Origin of the sequence: Actinoplanes italicus, assembly GCF_003001815.1 — a bacterium.
Lineage (GTDB): Bacteria > Actinomycetota > Actinomycetes > Mycobacteriales > Micromonosporaceae > Actinoplanes > Actinoplanes italicus.
Map to the genome: position 1 here is coordinate 1 of NZ_PVMZ01000039.1, position 19064 is coordinate 19064.

Here is a 19064-nt window from a genome sequence, read left to right on the forward strand (position 1 = left end):
CCACACCACCTCCGGCACCAATGGACCGACTCCACGCTGATCAACATGTACGGCATCACCGAAACGACAATCCACGTCACCCACCAACACGTCGGCATCACCGATCTCCGAGCCTCGGATGATCGCGCGGCCGCAGAGGGCAGCGAGGGTCAGTGGGGCCGGCGGGGAGGCGGGACCGGCACCGCACCGGCCATCGGCACCCCACTGCCGAACTACCGGATCCACCTACTCGACCAGCATCTGCAGCCGGTTCCGCCCGGCGTTCCCGGCGAGATCCACGTTGCTGGGGGCGGGCTGGCCCGCGGCTATCACCGGCGGCCGGCTCTCACCGCCGAACGGTTCGTTCCCAACCCGTTCCACCCCGACGGTGAGCGCCTCTACCGCTCCGGTGACCGAGCACGGCTCCTACCCGACGGCACGCTCGAATACCTCGGCCGCACCGACACCCAAATCAAGATCCGCGGCCACCGCATCGAACCCGCGGAGATCGAGAACGCCCTCACCAGCGTCCCGCAGATCAGCGCCGCCATCGCCACCGAACACGACGGCCGACTGATCGCCTACCTGATCCCCAACGGTGACCTGCCGCCCACGGACCAACTCCGGACCCACCTGGCATCGCTGCTGCCCGCACACATGATCCCGTCCATCTTCATGCCGCTCGACGCCCTGCCACTGAACACCAACGGCAAACTCGACCGCACGAAACTACCGGCCCCCGACAGCAGCCGGCCCGAACTGAGCTCTGACTACCAGGCACCCACCAGCCCCACCGAGCAGACCTTGGCGGAGATCTGGTCCACCCTGCTCGGCCTGGACCGGACCGGCATCGACGACAACTTCTTCGACCTGGGCGGGCACTCGCTCCTGGCCACCCAGGCGATCAGCCGCATCCGTGCCGCCTTCAAGATCGAACTTCCCCTGACCGCGATGTTCGACCGCCCCACGATCCGAACCTTGGCCATAGCGATCACCCAGCAGCTGCTCGGCGACGACTCCGACGCCGAGACCTACGAGGAGTTCGAACTCTGACCCACTCCGCGGGGCGAGGGCTGCGGGATCCAAGACCCCCGCAGCCCGACAGCCCCGCAACCCGACAGCCCCGCAACCCGACAGCCCCGCAGCCCGACAGCCCGACAGCCCCGCAGCCCGACAGCCCCGCAGCCCGACAGCCCGACAGCCCGGCCCACCGTCTTCCGCGCAGGCTCCGTCCAACTCTGCTATTCAGCCGGACCGGCCCACGGACAGCCTGCCGATACCGTCGTCAGCCACGGCTCGGTGGCCGACACCGCCACGTCCCGGTGCTCCACGATCAACTACGGCCGTTCCCAAAGCCGGGCTCCGGCATACGGCTGCTTCCCGGGCAGGGACGGGTGCGCCAGCCACAGCCGAACGATCGAATAGCACGAGGATGCATCCACCAACCACAGCCCGACGATCAAACGGTCGAGGACAAGACCGCCAGCCATAGCTGGGCGATCAAACAGCCCGAGGAAGCGTCCGCCAGCCATAGCTGGGCGATCCAACGGTCGGCCGAACCCCGGTGCTCCGGTCGGCGGGCCGGACCCGAGGGTGAAAGGTGCCCAGAGCAGCCCACGACGCGGGTCCGTGGACGCGCAACGTCACCATGGCGACAGCCCGCACACACGCAGCAGGTCGTTGTGTGGCGGCGTCCCGAAATCCGCGTAACTTCTCCGGTTCGATCGCACCGGCCAGCGCTCCAGCGACACCACCCACCGGCGGGCAAGGCCGCAGCGCAAACCGAACCGGCACCGAGTCCCCCCATGCACCGGCGGCAGCGCCGCAGCGCAAACCGAACCGGCACCGAGTCACCCGCATGCACCGGCGGCAGCGCCGCAGCGCAAACCGAACCGGCGCGGTATCACCCGCATGCAGCGGCGCGCTGAGACGAAACCCGCCTCCCTGCGCGACGTAGGCGCTGAGAGGCGGGTTCGTGGCGCCCCCGGTCAGGGGCGCTTGGCGTGCAGCATGCTCAGGTACTCGCGGGTCGACGGCAGCGTTGCGACCAGCTCGTCCTGGCGGCGCTGGACCTCCTCGAAGAGCAGGTCGGCGTTCTTGACGGCGTCCGGTTTGTGCGCGAGCGCCGGCAGCGGATTGTCGGGGAGCAGGCCCATGCCGGTGAAGATGCAGTAGTAGCTGCCGTTGGTCCAGAAGTTGGCGAACTCGGCGTCGAGGTTGCCGTAGTACCCGCTCTCGTCGGTGATCGGGGCGTTGACCGGCAGTCCGGCCTTGTACATCGCCACCTTCTCCTGGATGCTCTCGCTCAGGTGCAGTTCCTTGTTCGCCGCCCAGAACGGGGTGTCGGTGCGTGGCGAGAAGTAGAAGTGCGCCTGGATGAAATCGCGAGTGTCGTCGAAGAAGCTCTGGATCTGCCGGTTGAAGTTGTCGCTGAGCGCCGGATCGAACCGCAGGTCGGGGAAGTTCTTGACGAGCTGATAGATCGCGGCGTATGCGAAGTAGATGCCGGTCGATTCAAGTGGTTCCAGGAAACAGGAGGCCAGGCCGACGCTGACGACGTTCTTCACCCAGGATCGACGGTTCCGGCCGACCCGGAAACGGATCTTGTTAGGCGGCGTCGTCTCCGGGTCGATCTGCCACATGTCACAGAACTCGCGGATCGCGTCGTCCTGGCTGATGAACCGGCTGGAGTAGACGTATCCGGTGCCGAACCGCCGCAGCAGCGGAATGCGCCACGTCCAGCCGGAGGACATGGCGATGGCGGAGGTGTACGGCTCGACGCCCTCGGCCTCGTCGTCGTACGGCAAAGACGTGGCGATGGCACTGTCGCAGAGCAGATGGTCGCTCATGTCGAGGAACGGCTCGCCCATCGCCTGGTTGATCAGCAGCCCACGGAAGCCGGAGCAGTCGATGAACAGGTCGCCCTCGAGCCGCTTCCCCTCCTTGGTGTGCAGCGCCGTGATGAATCCGCGATCGTCGAGCTCGACCCGTTCCATGGCGTCGCGCACGTGCCGCACACCCAGGTTCTCGGTGGCGAACCGGCACAGGTAGTCGGCGACCAGCTGGGCGTCGAAATGCCAGGCGTAGTAGGTGACCCGCTCACCGTCGAGTGTCCGTGGCGCCTTCAGAGCGTCCATCATGGCCGGTTCACGGAAGCAGGAGTAGTCGAACGGCGCGTCGGTCTCCCCGTTGAGCCGTTTGCGGGCCCAGTAGTGCGACAGCGGAATCTGGTCCTCGGTCGGCAGCAGCCCGAACGGGTGGTAGAAGTGGTCCGGCCGGCCCTGCCACTCGCGGGCTGCGGGGTCACCCGTTCCCGGCGTACGCCAGTTGATGAACTTGACTGCCGTCTTGAAACTCGCGTTACATTCCCTCATCCATTCCTCTTCGGGAATTCCGAGGAAGTCGAAGACCACGCGCTGAAGGTTCGGAACTGTCGCCTCACCGACGCCGATCCGGGGAATGGCGGGCGCCTCCAGAACGGTGACCTCAGCCGTACCCTGGAGCGCTTTGCCCAGATAGGCCCCGGCCATCCAGCCGGAGGTGCCACCGCCGAGAATGACGACGCGTTTGATTCGCTGGTCCACTTGAGCTCTCCGATCGGACAGGCCGATATCGGGAGGAATTTTACGTTCCCGCCGTGCTCGAAACACGACCTCGCCAGGCAGCCTCCAGCGACTCACCAGGATCCCGCAAACACTATTACAGCCGAATCGGAGTGGCTTTCGAGCCGAGCCCGGCGGGCTCTCAGGTTTCCGACGGAAACTTCCGCCGCAACTCGTCGGCCTCGGCATGCCGGCCGAGAGTGTCCAGGCCCCAGGCGAGATTCACGGCCGACCGGCGAGTGTCGGGATGGTCGTCACCGAGCACTCGGCGCCGCCGGGCAAGAGTGTCCACTTCCAGCTCACACGCCCGCTCGGACTCACCCAACGCGTGCAGGTCGGCGGCGAGGCCACCGGCCGAGCTGAGGGTGTAGGGGTGATCGTCACCGAGCACTCGGCGCCGCCGGGCGAGTGTGTCCTCATCCAACTCCCGTGCCCGCTCGTATTCGCCGAGCATGAAGAGGTCTCCGGCCAGATTCCTGGCTGAGGTCAGCGTGTCGTTGTGGTCGTCGCCCAACAGCCGGCGCCGCCGGACCAGGGTGTCCTGGTCCAGGTCGCGCGCCCGCTCGTATTCCCCCAGCTCGTGCAGAACGGCGGCGAGGTTGCTGGCCGACACGAGCGTGTTGCGGTGATCATCACCGTGAAGCCGCCGCTCCCGGGCGAGGCTGTCCTGATCGAGCTCGCGAGCCTGCTCGTAGCGACCCACACTGCGGTAGACGAGAGCGAGGGTGTTCGCGCTGATCAGAGTGCTGTCCTCGTCCGGCCCGAACCGAGCTTTCCACTCCTCGTAGAATTGCTCGGCCAGAGGCAGAGCGGTCCCGTATTCCCCACGGGCCATCAGATGCCAGACCGCGGCGTTGGCGGTCACGCGCAGGCTGAGGTTCGTCGTAGCGGCCGGGTCGGCGGCGAGAATGTGCGGCAACAGTACCGTCCACCGGGGCCACCATCGCGGATGGGAACCGTTGTCCGGTTTGGCAGCGCTCAGGAGTTCTTCGACGACCTCGCGGTGACCGGCTGCGTCGACGTCGGCATCACGGAGTACTGCCTGGACCAGGCGGTGCAGCACCGGGCCGCTGTCGGTGAGCCGGGCCAGGCCGTAACGGCCCAGCTGAGCCATCACGCGACCGAACGCGACCGGCCTGCGTGCCGATTCCTGCAACGGAGCGGGGAGAAGGTCGGGGCGGGCGGTGAACAGATCGGGCGGGACAGGTTCGGGTCCGAGCCTGGCGCACAGGTAAAGCAACTCGCCGGCGGCAGGATCGGCTGCGCACAGCCGGCCGGCGGACAGGGTGACAGTGGCGGCCAGCGGAAGCGGATATCCGTTGGGCGGACGTCCCTCACCCATCAGGTCAGCGGCATGCGTACCAAGATCATGCAGGTAGGTGTCGATCGGCAGACGGGTCTCGGCAAGCAGATCCACCGCCTGACCGACGGCCAGCGGCAGATCTCCCAGCGCCTCGGCGAGTCGATCCGCGTCGGCATCGCTCACGTTCGGCAGATGCTTGTGCAGAAGGCCGGTCGACTCGGATCGAGCGAAAACGTCCACGTCGACCGCCTGTGCCACACCCGTCCAGTTCGGGTCCCGACTGGTGATCAGCAGATGCCCGGGACCGTCCGGCAGCCACGGCGCCAGTTGGTCACGATTCTCGGCATTGTCGAACAGCAGCAGCCAGCGGTCGGTTCGACGCAGGCGATCCCACAGCGCCTCGACCGAGTCGGGCGTCACCGCTCCGGCCGGTACGAGACGCAGTTTCTGGGCCAGCGTGGCGAGGTGGTCGCCGATCAGTTCGGGTTGTTCGGCGGGAATCCACCAGATCAGGTCGTACTCACCGGCGAAGCGATGGGCGTACTCCAGAGCCAGCTGGGTCTTGCCGACACCACCCATGCCGTGGAGCGCCTGCACCGCCACCCGGCTGCCGCCCCGCAGGCTGGCGTGCAGACGGTTCAGCATCTCATCGCGGCCGGTGAAGCCCGGGTTCCGGCGAGCCAGGTTCCACACCGCCGGCAGCGATCCCGGTGGCCGCGGGCCTCCGGAAACGGCAGGCACGGTGCGGTCCGGATAGGACGGGGGCACCGTCGGCAGGGTACCGGCGGGTGGGGGGTCGATCACCCGTCGCACCGCGTCGATCAGGATCGTGGCCGCCTCGTCCGGGGACAGGCCGAAGACGTCGGGCACGACGATCGGGGCCCACAGGCCGCTGTGCAGGTCGACGTTCTCGATCCGCAGCGGGATCAACTTGGCGTCCGGGTCCCTGCGCCGCTGCGCCAGCCGTGCCGTCCACGCGTCGGTGGTGAGCCGCTCCGGATCCAGGTACGCCGACGACAACAACACCAGCATCGGGTTGTCCCGGCGCAGCGCCTCATCCATGGCCTCGACGGCGTTGGTGCCCGGCGCCCAGTCGACACCGTCCAGTTCGGTCGTGTACCCGGCGGTCTCCAGGTGCCAGCGTGCCCACTCCGCCCAGGCACGGTCCCTACCGGCGTGTGAGATCAGGATCCGTGAGGTCACGCCGTCCACACTGCACGAACCCGTTCCCGGAAGACGACCACCGAACGGGTACCGCTACTGTCCCGCGCCGGGCACGACCAAGCCCGACTCGTACGCCATGATGACCGCCTGGACACGGTCGCGGACGCCGAGTTTGGCCAGCACCCGGCTCACATGCGTCTTGATCGTCTCGGAGCTGACCATCAACCGCTCGGCCATCTCCGCGTTCGACAGCCCCTCCGCGATGAGCCGCAGAATCTCCTGTTCCCGCGCGGTGAGCTGGTCCTCCAACCCGGCAGGAGCAGCCCGCCGAGGCCGCAGCCGGGTCAGCTCCCCGATCAGCCGCCGGGTCACGGTAGGCGCCAGCAGCGCCTCACCCGCCGCCACCACGCGTACCGCGTCGAAGAGCCGCTCGGCCGACATGTCCTTGAGAAGGAACCCGCTGGCCCCCGCGTCGAGTGCCTCGTAGACGTACTCGTCCAGGTCGAACGTGGTGAGCATGATGATCCGCGGCGGGGATGTCCCGGCCGCGGCGAGGATCTCGCGGGTGGCCTGGATGCCGCTCTTGCGAGGCATGCGCACGTCCATGATGACCAGGTCGGGACGCTCCTCGCGGCACATCCGCACCGCGCTCTCCCCGTCGTCCGCGCAGCCCACGACAGTGAAGTCGGGCTGAGTGCCGAGCAGGGCGGCGAAGCCGGCGCGGACGACCTCCTGATCGTCGGCGATGACGATGCGGACCGGGCCGCTGGTCACGACGCGCCGTTCACGGGCAGGACCGCTTCGACGACGAAACCGCCGGTCCGGCTGTGGCCGGTGCGCAGGGTGCCACCCGCGAGGGCCACCCGTTCCCTCATGCCGAGCAGGCCGAATCCCTCCTCCGACGGCTCGTCGCGGCCGTCTCCCCAGGTGTTCCAGACGTGCAGGTGCAGCCTGTCCGGATGGAAACCTACCTCGATGTCGACGGCGGCGCCGGGGGCGTGCTTGCGGGCGTTCGTCAAGGCCTCCTGCACTATCCGGTACGCGGTCAGTTCGAGCCCGGGGTCCAGGCGGCGTGACGCACCCCGTACGACGAGCCTCGCTCTTGATCCTCCGGTGGCCCGGTCGTGGTCGACGAGGGTGATGAGCTGGTCGAGTCCGGGCTGGGGCAGCTGTTCGGGCTCGGTGCCGGCGTCGTCGCGGAGCACGCCGAGGACGCGGCGCATCTCGGTGAGGGCCTGCCGCGCGGTCTCGCCGATGGCGAGCAGCCGGGCGGCGCCGTCGGCGGGCAGGTCGCGGACGGTGAGGCGGGCGGTCTCGGCCTGGATGGAGATCAGCGAGATGTGGTGGGCCACGATGTCGTGCAGCTCGCGGGCGATGCGGGCACGTTCCTCGCGGGCGGCGTAGGCGTGCGCCATATCGGTGAGCGCGCCGGTGGCGGCCTGCCGGTCGGCGGTGCGGGTGCGCGACTGCCGCAGGCCACCGGCCGTGAGCGCACCGGCGGCGACGACGAGCAGGGCCGCGCCGAGCAGCTCGCCACCGGGGCGGGTCTCGATCGGCGTCACCGCATAGACAACGAACGGAACGACGAAGAACAGACCTGTGCGGTACGGACGACGCGCGCCCACCTGGTGGAGCGCCCAGGCCAGCGCCACCAGCGCGGCGACCACCGGCTGCTCGCCGATGACCAGGGCGATCAGCACACTGCCGCTGATGACCGCGGCCGCCGCGTTCAGACGTACCGTAAGGAAATAGACCGGAAGGGTGCCGCAGAGAGCGAGCACGGCGGCCGGCGGCAGGGTGCCGGACGTGTCACCGGATCGCGCCACCGCCTCCACGAGGCCCGTTGCTCCCAGCACCGCGGTGGCCACCGTGGGCAGGTTCACGCCGCCCATTATGTACGCGCGCGAACCGGGCGATCCCCCACGCGGGGGATGACGGGCGCAAAAGATCGCTCGCGGTGGTGACTACCCGGACCGGTCCCCCGTCATAGGTTGCTCATCATGCCCAATCTGACGATCGAGGCCCGTGAGCTGGTCAAGCGTTACGGCTCGACCCTCGCGGTGGATCGCCTCAGCTTCACCGTCGAAGCCGGCCGGGTAACCGGGTTCGTCGGGCCGAACGGCGCCGGCAAGTCGACGACGATGCGGATGATGCTCGCCCTGGACCGGCCGGACGGCGGTGAGGCGCTGATAGGCGGCAGGCCGTACACCTCCTATCGCGAGCCCGCCCGCACCGTCGGCGCGCTGCTCGACCCGGAGGCGGTGCATCCCGGCCGGCGCGCGTGCGACCACCTGCTGTGGATGGCGCAGTACAACGGCATCCCCCGCAAGCGCGTCGACGAGGTCCTGCAGATCGTCGGCCTGGAGTCAGTCGGCCGCAAGCGGGTCGGCGGGTTCTCCCTCGGCATGCGCCAGCGCCTGGGCATCGCGGGCGCTCTGCTCGGTGATCCGGGCATCCTGATCCTCGACGAGCCGGTGAACGGGCTCGACCCCGAGGGCATCCAGTGGATCCGCGGCTTTCTCAAGCAGCTGGCCGCCGAGGGGCGGACCGTGCTCGTGTCCAGCCATCTGATGAGCGAGCTGCAGGACACCGCCGACCATCTGATCATCCTCGGTCGTGGCCGGCTGCTCGCCGACACCACGGTGAAGGAGTTGCTCGACCAGACCTCCGGCGATCAGATCGAGGTGCGTACGACCGAGCGCAGCAGGACGATCGACGCGTTGAGCCTGGCCGGCGCGACCGTGGCGGTGACCGGCCCGGAGACGGTGACGGTGACCGGCCTGACCACCGAGCGGGTCGTGTCGCTGCTGTCGGCGGCGAGCATCCCGTTCACCGGGATCGGGCAGCACCGGGCGTCGCTGGAGGACGTCTACATGGCGATGACCCGTGAGCACACGACGTTCGCGGCGGCGCCCGAGGACGAGAGGGCGCTCGCGTGACGGGCGAACCGGGTGTGCTCCGGCTGACCGGGCGCGCGCTGCTGGCCGAGTTCACCAAGCTGCGGTCGGTGCGCAGCAGCGGGCTGGCCCTGCTCACGCTGGTCGCGCTGACGATGTTGCTGAGCCTGGTCGCGGCGTCACTGAGCACCACGACCGCGAACGACGCGAAGATCTCGGTGGACCAGTTCCACTTCGTGCATCAGCCGCTGACCGGCGACGGCACGGTGACCGCGCAGGTCGGCGCGCAGCGCGGCACCGATCCGTGGGCGAAGGCCGGTCTCATGTTCAAGGACGGCACGGCGAGCGGCTCGGCGTACGCCGCCATCATGGTCACTCCCGGTCATGGCGTGCTCCTGCAGGCCGACGCGACCACCGAGGTGGCCCGGCCGTCGGCGACCGGCCCGCGCTGGCTCCGGCTGACCCGCACGGGGCAGTCGGTGACCGGTTACGAGTCCGCCGACGGCACCACCTGGAACACCGTCGGGACGGTCACGACGGCCGCGCGGCCCGGCACCGGCCAGGCCGGTCTCTTCGTGGCGTCACCCCCGAAGCTGCGCATGATCGGCGAGATCCCCAACTATGAGCCGGTTCTCGGCGAGGCGACGTTCAAGAACGTGAGCCTCACCCCGGCCGGCGGTGGCACCGCGGCCGGGACCTGGGCGGACACCGAGGTCGCGCCGCCGCCGGACGGTCCGGAGACGGCACTCGGTGAGGGCGCGCCGTCCGCGCCGGTGCTGGCCGGCGGTAGCACCCGGAAGGCCGACGGCACGGTCACGGTCTCCGGCAGCGGGGACATCGGGCGGGCCGGGATGGGCGGCATCAACCTGACCGACGTGGACCGGGTCAAGGCCGGTCTCACCGGCATCCAGTTCGGGCTGATCGGCGCGATCGCAATCGGCGCGCTGTTCATGACGGCGGAGTTCAAGACCCGGGGCATCCGTACGACGTTTCTCGCCCGCCCCGGCCGCGCCACCGTGCTGACCGCCAAGTCGATCGTGCTGGGCACCGTCGTGTTCGTCACCGGCCTGGCCGTGACCGTTCCGGCGTACCTCATCACCAAGCCGCTGCAGGACGACAACGGGTACCGTGCGCCGATCTATCCGGAGTCGTCGATCACCGACCCGGTGGTGCTCCGCGCGATCGTCGGCGCGTCGCTGTTCCTGGCCCTGATCGCCCTGTTCAGCCTGGCCGTCGGCACGATCGTGCGGCGCACGGCGGGCGCGGTCATCGTGCTGCTCGCGGTGCTGGTCATCGTGCCCACGATCGCCGGCGGCACGTCGGACACGGCCTACGCCTTCATCGGCCGGGCCACCCCGCTGGCGGGCATCTCGATCCTGCAGACCGTCGAGCTGACCCCGGTGTCGGACGCCGTGGTGACCGACGCCTGGTCGGGTTTCGCGGTGCTCTGCGGGTACACCGTCGCGGCGCTGGCCGCGGCCTTCTGGCTGCTGAAGAGGCGGGACGCATGATCCACACGCTGCTCGCGGAAGGCACCGGTTCGAGGAGGCGGGACGCATGAGACGCGCACTGCTCGCGGAGTGGACCAAACTGCGGACCCTGCCGTCCAACGCGTGGACGATGCTGGCCCTCGCGGTGCTGATGACGGCCGGCGCGGCCGTGGTGATCGCGGCCACCGACGTGCCGGGCTGCCGGGGCGAGCAGGACGGCTGCCCCGCGCAGGACACCACGGCGCTGATGCTGATGGGCGTGCACGCCGCCCAGATCGCGGCGGTCGCGCTGGCCGCCGCGGCGATCTGCGCCGAGTTCCAGCCCAGGCTGATCCGCACCACGTTCGCGATGAAACCGCAGCGTGTGCTGGTCTTCGCCGCCAAGGCCCTGGTGGTGTGCGGCGCGGTGCTGGTGACCGCCCTCGTCGGGGCGGTCGCGGCGATCCTCGTCGGCCGCCCGGCCCTGACCGGCAAGGGCCTGACCGCTCAGCTCGGTTACACACAGCTGGCCCTGTCCGACGGCTCACTGCAGCGGGCGGTGCTCGGCACGATGCTCTACCTGGTCCTGGTCGGTCTGCTCACCGTCGGGATCGCCGCGGCGGTCCGGCATGCCGGGGCCGCGATCGGGATCGCGGTGACGGCCCTGTATGCGCCGTACATGGTGACGGTGCTGGTCCCGATGTCGGCGCAGACGCTGGACCGCATCCAGGACGCGTCGCCGATGATGGCCGGTCTCGCCGTGCAGACCACGGTGGCCGGGACCGGCACGTCGTCACTGCAGCCGTGGGCCGGGCTCGCCGTGCTGACCGCGTACGCCGCCGGCGCGCTGCTCATCGGCGGTGTCCTGTTCACCCGGAGAGACGTGTGAGAACGGATATGGGGACCTGATGCTCATAGCGGGACTGAGATCCGTCCACGGGGGCGGTCTTGCCATCCTTCGCGACGACACACTCGAGTTCGGTGCAAGGCTCGACGAGTCCAGCGGTTTCACCCAGGCCGCCGCCGTGCTGGCCGGGCAGGGCTTCGACGCCGACCGCATCGACGCCTGGGCGGTGGACGGCGCGGTCGGCGTGGACCGGCCGTACTTCGGCTATCCGCACGCGGCGGGCCAGGTCGCGGCCGCGTACTGCACGAGCCCGTTCGCCGCCGGCGGCGAGTCCGCGCTGGTGCTGGTCTGGGATCACGGAGCCGCGCCGCTGCTGCACCGTGTCGGCGCGGGCGGGCGCATCGAGCAACTCGGTCCGCTGCTCCCACCGGCAAGCGGTGGCCTCACCGCCGAACTCGGCGACCCCGCATCGGAGGCCGGTAAGCCGGACACGACCGGGCTCGCCAGCACCGGGACAGCAGGCGACGCCGGGCTCGGCCACACCCGGACGGCGGGCGACGCCCGGCTCGGCGACGCCGGGACGGCGGGCGTCGCTGACGAGGAGATCCGGAAAGCGCTGCACAGCGCCCTCCGGGCCCATCTGGACGGTCCGGAATCGGGCCGGGGCTTTCTCGACGACCTGCGCGCCGAGGCGTCCCGGCTCGGCGTCGATACCGGCCGCGTCCGGGCCGGCGCCCGTGACCTGCTGGTTCAGCTCGTCGCCGAACATCTCGCCGAAGCCGGTGGCGACCGCGCCGGTCTCTGCTTCACGGGCGATCTCGCAACGGATCCGCGGTGGGCGACGGCCCTGCGGCGGCACGCGCCCGACGCCGGGTTCTGGGTGCCGCCGTTCGCGGGCGAGTCCGGTTCCGCGGTCGGGGCGGCCCTGCTGCACCGGTTCCGTGACGACGGTCTGCGCGCGGTGCGGTGGAACCGGCGCTGCGGTCCGGTGCCGCGGCGGCACAGCCACGTGCCGGACGGCTGGTCGACGATGCCGTGCAGGCCGGAGGAGCTGGCCAGGATCATGCACCACACCGGCCGGGCCGCGGCGATCGTCACGGGCCGCGCCGATCTCGGTCCGGAGACGCTCGGCAGCCGGGCCGTGATCGCGCCGGCCGGCGGTGACGGGGTGGACCGCTGGGGGCCGGCGGTGACGCTGTGCCTGTCGCGGCAGGCGGATCTGTTCTTCGATCAGGCCGACGCCGATCCGTATGCCCAGTTCCGGCACCGGGTCCGCGCGGAGTGGGCCGCCAGGCTGCCGGGCCTGTGCGACGCCGACGGGACGACCCGGGTACGGACCGTGCACGAGGCCGACGATCCGGTGCTGGCCACGATCCTGCAGGAGTACTCGGTGTGGAACGACGCGCCTCTGCTGAGAGGGGCGAGCGCGAACTTCACCGACGCGGTGTCGGCGATGCGTTCCGGCGGGGTGGATCTGGTGTGGAGCGACGGGGTGTTGTACCGCCGGGCGTATTCCGGCCGGACCAGGGAGAAAAGCCGGACCGGGGAGAACAGCCGGACCGGGGAGAACAGCCGGGACGGGCAGACGAGCCGGAGCGGGCAGACGAGCCGGAGCGGGGAGGAGGGCCGATGACCCAGGCACCACAGGCGATGGTGATCTCCTGCATGAAGGCGGGCACGCATCTGATCCAGGAGCTGGTCCTGGAGCTGGACTACCGGGTGGTGGGCGCGCCGCGGCCGACTCCGAGGGCCGCGCCGCGGTTCACCGACGAGCAGCGCCGGGCGATCGCGGCCCTGGTGCTGTCCAAGGCCGATTACGACGAGGTGCTGGAGTCGCCGCCCGCGGAGTTCGCCGAACGCACCGACGACGCGTGGGCGGCCCTGGTGTGGCACTGGCATCAGCGCCTGGGGCAGCCGGTGGTGAACCGGTACGGCCAGACCCGCATCGACTTCACCGCGGGCCTCGCCAGCAACCCGTTCCTGCCGTACAGCCGGTTCTCCGACACCCCGGCCGGGCTGTGCTGGATCCTGCACGAGCTGGACCTGGAGAAGGTCGACGGCAGTTTCATGAGCGAGTGGGTGGAGACGTCGTCGCCGCCGCTGGTGTTCAACTTCCGGGACCCGCGCGACGTCGTCGTCTCGATGATCAACTTCCTGCAGGGTGCGACGGGTGGCTACGGCAACTTCTTCGAGGCGGACATCTTCAGCACCATCCTGAAGAGCAAGCCCACCTGGGAGGAGAAGATCGACTACGCGCTGACCGACCCGCTGTTCGTCGGTGGACGCGCGTTCGAGCGGGCCCTGTGGCTGCTCAATCACCCGAAGGTCCTCAACGTGCGGTACGAGGATCTCATCGGTGAACAGGGTGGCGAGTCACGCCGGCGGCAGGTGGAAACTGTTAACCGCGTACTCACCCACCTGGGGTCCGGCCGCGACCCGGAAAAGGTGGCCGCCAAGGTCTACAACCCCGAATCGTGGAGCTTTCATCGCGGTCGCACGGGGGCGTGGCGGGAACGATTCACGGCACGGAACATCGCCCACTTCAAAGAGCGGTACGGCAGTCTTCTGGAGCTTTACGGATACGAGTGAGTGCGGCCGGTAACGGCATGGGAAGAGGCGCGGCCCGCCGCCACCGGCGGGGCGCGGCTCGGTGGCGCGCGGGATCGGCGGGGCTCACATGGTGGCGCCCGGTCCCACTCATCGGAAACGAGCACTCGCCCTGAGACTATGACGACGATCACAACGAGCAGTCCGTCCACCCTGCGATTGGACGGTCATTATGCCGCGAAACAGGTTAAACCGCAGGCGGAATGACCACTGGTTGTGGATACCGTCGCGCAGGACCCCCACCCGGAGCGCGACCGCGCACACCGCCCACGATCCGGGACAATGACGAACCCCCAGGTCATGCCGGGGGCATACCGCAGGGCCGGTCTGTCGACTCTGGACGCCCACAGGTTGCCTCGCTAGTATTCGGCGAGATTGGGGCGTGATCATGATCTTCAATATTGATACCGGCTGAGCGCATAGGGCGCTCCAAATGAGGCCGTGTATTTCCGTGCCCGCACGAGTATCGCGATGCGGATTCGCTGTCGCGCGTTTCCGCATGGAGCACGAAGCGTGAACAATTAAATACTTGTAACGACGGTCAGCGCAGTACGGCCCGGGTACCCCAGAGCCCGACGCCGCCCTGCGCGTCACAGGGGAGACCACGTGCGATTCTTAATCCTGGGCAATCTCGAGGTCAGGTCAGCCGAAGGAATAATTCCGATCACGGCACCGAAGCAGCGTACGGTGCTGGCGGCCCTCCTTCTCGGCGCCAACAACGAGGTCGCCATCGACCAGCTCATCCACTTCGTCTGGGACGGACGCCCGCCGGCGACCGCCCAGACCACCCTGCAGTCCTACATCTACCGCCTGCGCCAGCTGCTTCGTCCGCTGCCGGACACCGAATTGCGCACCAACATCGACAGTTACCGCCTGGAGAGCCCGCTCGGCGAGACCGACCTGTGGTTCTTCCGGGAACGGGTGGAGCGGGCCCGCCGCGAGGCCGACCACGGCGACCTCGCCGCATCGGTGATCAGCCTGCGGGAGGGCCTGTCGGTCTGGCGTGGCAAGTCTCTGGCCGGCATTCCGGGCCAGGCCATCGCCGAGGAGGCCCGGATGCTCGACGGCGAGCGCATCGCCGCTTACGAGGAGCTGTTCGGCGCCGAGATCGCCCTCGGCAACACCCGCCAGATCATTCCCGAGCTGCACCGGGTGGTGTCGGTCTACCACTTCCACGAGATCTTCCAGGCCCAGCTCATGCTCGCCCTGTACTGCGCGGGCCGCCAGGCGGAGGCCCTGCAGAACTACGCCGGCATCCGCCGCCGGATGCGCGACAACCTGGGCATCGAACCCGGCCAGGAGCTGCAGCGGCTGCAGCGCTCGATCCTCGAGCAGGTGCCGGCGTCGAAGATCGCCCTCACCGAGTGGGTGCGCGGATCGAGGGTGCCGGCCGGCTAGGGGCTCAGTGCAGGCGCGCCAGATATTCGCGGTGCCCGGGCAACTCGCCGACGAGGCGTTTCGCCTGGGTCTGCAGCGCCGCGAACTTCTGCCCGGCCTCCGTCGCGTCCAGCAGAGCAAGCGCCGGACGCGGCGGCGGCTGCACCCGCCCCAGACCGATCAGCATCGCGATCCAGGAGTACGGCTCGAAGCCGTGATAATGCGGCCAGATGTTCTCCTCGCCCGGCAGCATCTCCGCCCAGACCCGCATGCGCTCGGCCAGTTCCGCGTCGCCGCGCTCCTTGGCCGCCTTCCAGTATGGCGTGTCCGCCCGGGACGCTCCGCGATAGTGCAGCGTCAGAAACTCACGGACACCGTCCATGCACCGGCCGACCTGCCCGTTGTACGCGGCACGCAGGCCGTCGTCGCCGTCGTTGCGGTCCGCGGGACCGTACCGGGGAAAGTGTTTGACCAGTTGTTCGATGCCGTTCTGAATGAAGAAGATGCCGGTCGACTCGAGCGGTTCGACGAACCCGCTGGACAGGCCGATCGCCACGCAGTTCGCGACCCACGATCTGCGGTTCCGGCCGACCCGGATGCGCACGTGATTGGCCGCAAGGCCGGCGGCGGCCGGTCCCACGAAGTCGCGCAGGGTCCGCTCGGCCTCCTCCTCGGAGCAGTACTCCCCGGCGTAGACGTATCCGAGACCGTCACGTCCGTACAGCGGGATGCGCCAGATCCAGCCGGCGTCCATCGCGGTCGCCGTGGTGTACGGACGGATTCCGACCGTGTCGATGTCGGACGGCACCCGCAGCGCCACGGCCCGGTCGTTGGGCAGCACGTCGGCGAACGAGTCGAACTCCTCGCCGAGTGTCTTGTTGATCAGCAGGGCCCGGAACCCGGAGCAGTCGATGAACAGGTCACCGGCCACCTCGCCGTGCTCGCGGGTGGTGACGTGGGTGATCCAGCCGCGGTCGTCGCGGCCCACGCCGACCACGTCGTCGGTCACGTGCCGTACGCCCTGCTCGACACCGATCCGGGTGAGGTAGCGGGCCAGCATCGCGGCGTCGAAGTGGTAGGCGTACGGGAACTGCGTGTCCTGCTCGGTCAGTGTGCTCCGGCCCGGGTCGGTGCCGGCGCCCAGGTCACCGCCGCCTGCGCCGATGCCATACAACGTGCCGTCGAGGTGCCGGGGGCTGCGCTGCGCCTCGCACAGCGCGGTGGTGATGAAGCACTCCTCGTCGAGGCGTCGCGCGCCGCCGATCTGCAGCCACCAGTCGGCCAGTGAGAACCCGTTCGCCCGCTGGAGCCGTTCGAACGGGTGGTAGAAGTGGTGGCCGGGCCGCCGCCAGTTCTCGAAACGGATCGCCAGCTTGTAGGTGGCGTTGCACTCCGGCATCCACTCGCTCTCGGCCAGGCCGAGGTACCCGAAGAAGTGCCGGATCGTGCTGAAGGTCGCCTCGCCCACCCCGATCGTCGGGATCCGGGCCGACTCGACGAGCGTGATGCCGACCCGGTCACCGAACGCGGCCCGCAGATAGGTCGCCGACATCCACCCGGCGGTGCCGCCACCGACGATCACCACGTTCTTCACCATGCGGAACGCTCCCTCAGCGACGAGTCCGACAGTGCCGCGCTCAGCCGGTCGAGGCCTTCGGCCAGCGCCTCGGTGGGGCCGCCGAAGCCGACCCGGATGTGTTCGGGCGCGCCGAAGCAGGAGCCGGGGATCACCAGCACGCCCCGGTCCAGGAACAGCTTGTCGCAGAACTCGTAGGTGTCGCCGAGTCCCAGCAGGCGCGGGAACGCGGCCACCCCGCCGTCCGGCAGGCGCAGCGACACCCGCTCCGGATCGGCCTGCGCCCAGCGCCGCAGCAGTTCCCGGTTGGCCCGTGCCCGTTCCCGCCGGGGGCCGATGAACGCGTCGGCGTTCTCCAGCACCCGCAGCGCCAGCAGCTCGATCAGCGGCGCGACGTGCAGCGTGGTGTAGTCGCGGACCCGTACGCACCCGGCCAGCACCTCCGGCGGCGCCAGGCACCAGCCGAACCGCAGCCCGGGCAGCCCGAACGCCTTCGAGAAGGTGCCGAACCCGATGCCGCGCGAGTACAGCGTGGACACGCACGGCAGCGGAGCGGTCTCGTAGGTGAGGTCGGCGAACGCCGCGTCCCAGAGCAGGTAGGCGCCGGCCCCCTCGGCGATCGCCACGAGCCGGCGCAGCTCGGGCTCGGTGATGGAGACGCCGGTCGGGTTCTGCGGGAAGTTGACGATGATCGCCCGGGTCCGCTCGTCGACCAGTTCCGCGAGCTCGTCCAGCGACGGCGTGAAACCGGCGTCGGCGTCGAGCCGCCAGGTCACCGTGTCGCAGCCGAGCCCTTCGGCGAACCGGACGAGCGAGTGGTAGCCGGGCTCGACGACGACGACCCGGTCGCCGGCTTCCAGCAACGCGGTGAGCACCAGGGTGATCGCCTCGCTGGATCCGCTGGTGGTCATCACCTTCCGCGCGTCACCGTCACCCCATCGATCGGCGATCACCTGTCGTACGGGCGGCGCGCCCAGTGAGTAGCCGTCGTCGAACACGAGGGTGTCGATCTCGTCGTACCCCAGCCCGGTCGTCTGCCGCAGCCACGTCATCGAGTACGGCTCGACACCACTGGAGCTGATGTCGATCTCGGCGGTGAAGTAGTAGTCACGGAGCCAGTCCTCGAGCGGTGCCGGTCGCAGTCTCATCTGATCGCCCGGTCGTCTCTGGCCGGCCGCGACGCGCGCGACTTGCGCAGATCCACGGTGATGTTGATCCGTTTCAGCCAGCGGTCGGTGCCGTCGTGGCGGGCCTTGAACGGCTTGCGCCCGTGCACCACCCGGTAGTTGTCGATGACGATGAAGTCGCCGTCGCCGAGCACGACGTCGAACATCCGGTCGTCCATCGCCTTGGCGAACGCGTCGAGCGCCGAACGGGCCTCGTCATCGCCTTCGGCGACATCCATGAAATACGGATCGGCGCGTACGAACGGCGCGTTCCGATCCCCGAAGAGCACCGCGATCGGCTCGGGAGCACGATCCATCTCCTCGATGTCCTCGAACGCCTTGCCCTCGGCGTCGGAGTTGTTCTTGGCCAGGTGCGACTCGTCCGGCCGGATCCCGAACCGCGGCTCGAACAACACGTCGCGCACGCTCTCCGGCAGCTCCAGCGCGTCGACGTAGCCGACCGTGGTCTGCGCGCCGTACGGATTGCGCAGGCACCCGAGCAGCAGGAAGTCACCGCGCAGCGGATGGAACGCGTCCTCGGTGTGCCAGGTCAGCAGGGCCTCGCTGCTGGAGCCCAGCTGCTCGTTCTCGTGCCCGGCGATCGGCAGCACGTCGTGGATGAGCCGGCCGTCCTGCTGCGTGCCCCAGGCGAACGGGTCGCCGAGCAGCGAGCCGATCATCAGCAGGAGCAGTTCCTCGCGGCGTGAGGTGCTGGGCTCGGGCCGCTCCCGCCAGTGCCCCGGGGTCGGGCCCACCCGCTCCTGGTCGACGCGGTAGCCGGAGACGACCAGCACGCCGTCGAGCTCGCCGAGCCGGAACGCGTTGATCCGGGCCCGGACGTCGCGCGGCAGCTCCTGCGCGTGCAGCGTGGCCAGTTTGAGCGACTCCTCGGTGTCGAGGGCGCCGAACTCCCCCTCGACGTCGTCGAGCAGACGCTCGATGTCACGCACCTCGTCGGCGTTCAACTCAAGCTTGTACATGGTTCGTCCTTCCTGGCCGGAACCGGCACTCTGACATCGACATCCGCACAGATTTCTGGTGTTGCGTGCTCTGCGTTGCCTCGGCCCCCGGCACAGA

14 protein-coding genes are annotated in these 19064 nt (G+C 69.4%); 7 read left to right on the forward strand and 7 right to left on the reverse strand.

Annotated elements, in window-relative coordinates; translation table 11 throughout:
- Window positions 1-1032 (forward strand): phosphopantetheine-binding protein (locus CLV67_RS48295; protein WP_146169620.1); only part of this gene is annotated, 1032 nt, incomplete at its 5' end.
- Between the two features lie 935 nt (window positions 1033-1967).
- Here the strand turns inward: CLV67_RS48295 and CLV67_RS48300 are convergent.
- The 4 genes from CLV67_RS48300 to CLV67_RS48315 all read right to left on the reverse strand — a co-directional run bounded on the left by CLV67_RS48300 (window position 1968) and on the right by CLV67_RS48315 (window position 7940).
- A complete protein-coding gene (locus tag CLV67_RS48300; protein ID WP_203737852.1) occupies window positions 1968-3563 on the reverse strand; it encodes a tryptophan halogenase family protein in 1596 nt (531 codons plus the stop codon).
- Between the two features lie 160 nt (window positions 3564-3723).
- Window positions 3724-6087, reverse strand: a complete 2364-nt coding sequence (gene fxsT / locus CLV67_RS48305; protein ID WP_170154286.1) for an FxSxx-COOH system tetratricopeptide repeat protein — start codon at window positions 6085-6087, stop codon at window positions 3724-3726.
- Window positions 6088-6141: 54 nt separating this feature from the next.
- The gene (locus CLV67_RS48310) at window positions 6142-6822 is read right to left on the reverse strand and encodes a response regulator (protein ID WP_106330739.1); all 681 of its coding nucleotides are present in this window, start codon (window positions 6820-6822) and stop codon (window positions 6142-6144) included.
- A complete protein-coding gene (locus CLV67_RS48315) occupies window positions 6819-7940 on the reverse strand; it encodes a sensor histidine kinase (RefSeq protein ID WP_106330740.1) in 1122 nt (373 codons plus the stop codon). Before CLV67_RS48315 ends, CLV67_RS48310 begins: the two co-directional genes overlap by 4 nt.
- Window positions 7941-8048: 108 nt before the next feature.
- On the opposite strand from CLV67_RS48315, the gene CLV67_RS48320 reads away from it, so the two are divergent.
- From CLV67_RS48320 to CLV67_RS48345, 6 genes are all read left to right on the forward strand, one after another.
- Entirely contained in the window at window positions 8049-8987 is a 939-nt protein-coding gene (locus CLV67_RS48320) for an ABC transporter ATP-binding protein (RefSeq protein ID WP_106330780.1), read from the forward strand.
- On the forward strand, window positions 8984-10456 hold the full coding sequence (locus CLV67_RS48325) for a DUF1349 domain-containing protein (RefSeq protein WP_203737851.1): 1473 nt from the start codon (window positions 8984-8986) through the stop codon (window positions 10454-10456). The genes CLV67_RS48320 and CLV67_RS48325 overlap by 4 nt, the downstream gene beginning before the upstream one ends.
- Window positions 10457-10502: 46 nt before the next feature.
- Complete coding sequence (locus CLV67_RS48330; RefSeq protein ID WP_106330741.1) at window positions 10503-11303, forward strand: hypothetical protein; 801 nt, start codon at window positions 10503-10505, stop codon at window positions 11301-11303.
- 19 nt (window positions 11304-11322) lie between these two features.
- Window positions 11323-12894: a carbamoyltransferase N-terminal domain-containing protein gene (locus tag CLV67_RS48335; RefSeq protein ID WP_106330742.1), complete on the forward strand. Its 1572-nt coding sequence runs from the start codon at window positions 11323-11325 to the stop codon at window positions 12892-12894.
- On the forward strand, window positions 12891-13850 hold the full coding sequence (locus tag CLV67_RS48340; protein ID WP_106330743.1) for a sulfotransferase domain-containing protein: 960 nt from the start codon (window positions 12891-12893) through the stop codon (window positions 13848-13850). The genes CLV67_RS48335 and CLV67_RS48340 overlap by 4 nt, the downstream gene beginning before the upstream one ends.
- A gap of 624 nt (window positions 13851-14474) precedes the next feature.
- Window positions 14475-15266, forward strand: a complete 792-nt coding sequence (locus CLV67_RS48345; protein ID WP_106330744.1) for an AfsR/SARP family transcriptional regulator — start codon at window positions 14475-14477, stop codon at window positions 15264-15266.
- A 4-nt stretch (window positions 15267-15270) separates the two neighbouring features.
- Here the strand turns inward: CLV67_RS48345 and CLV67_RS48350 are convergent, their stop codons facing one another.
- From CLV67_RS48350 to gntD, 3 genes are read right to left on the reverse strand one after another with little or no spacing between them, the layout of a single operon-like run.
- Entirely contained in the window at window positions 15271-16842 is a 1572-nt protein-coding gene (locus CLV67_RS48350) for a tryptophan halogenase family protein (RefSeq protein ID WP_106330745.1), read from the reverse strand.
- Window positions 16836-17969, reverse strand: a complete 1134-nt coding sequence (gene vioD / locus CLV67_RS48355; RefSeq protein WP_106330746.1) for a capreomycidine synthase — start codon at window positions 17967-17969, stop codon at window positions 16836-16838. Before vioD ends, CLV67_RS48350 begins: the two co-directional genes overlap by 7 nt.
- Window positions 17966-18967, reverse strand: a complete 1002-nt coding sequence (gntD, locus tag CLV67_RS48360) for a guanitoxin biosynthesis L-enduracididine beta-hydroxylase GntD (RefSeq protein ID WP_106330747.1) — start codon at window positions 18965-18967, stop codon at window positions 17966-17968. Before gntD ends, vioD begins: the two co-directional genes overlap by 4 nt.
- Window positions 18968-19064 lie beyond the last annotated feature (97 nt).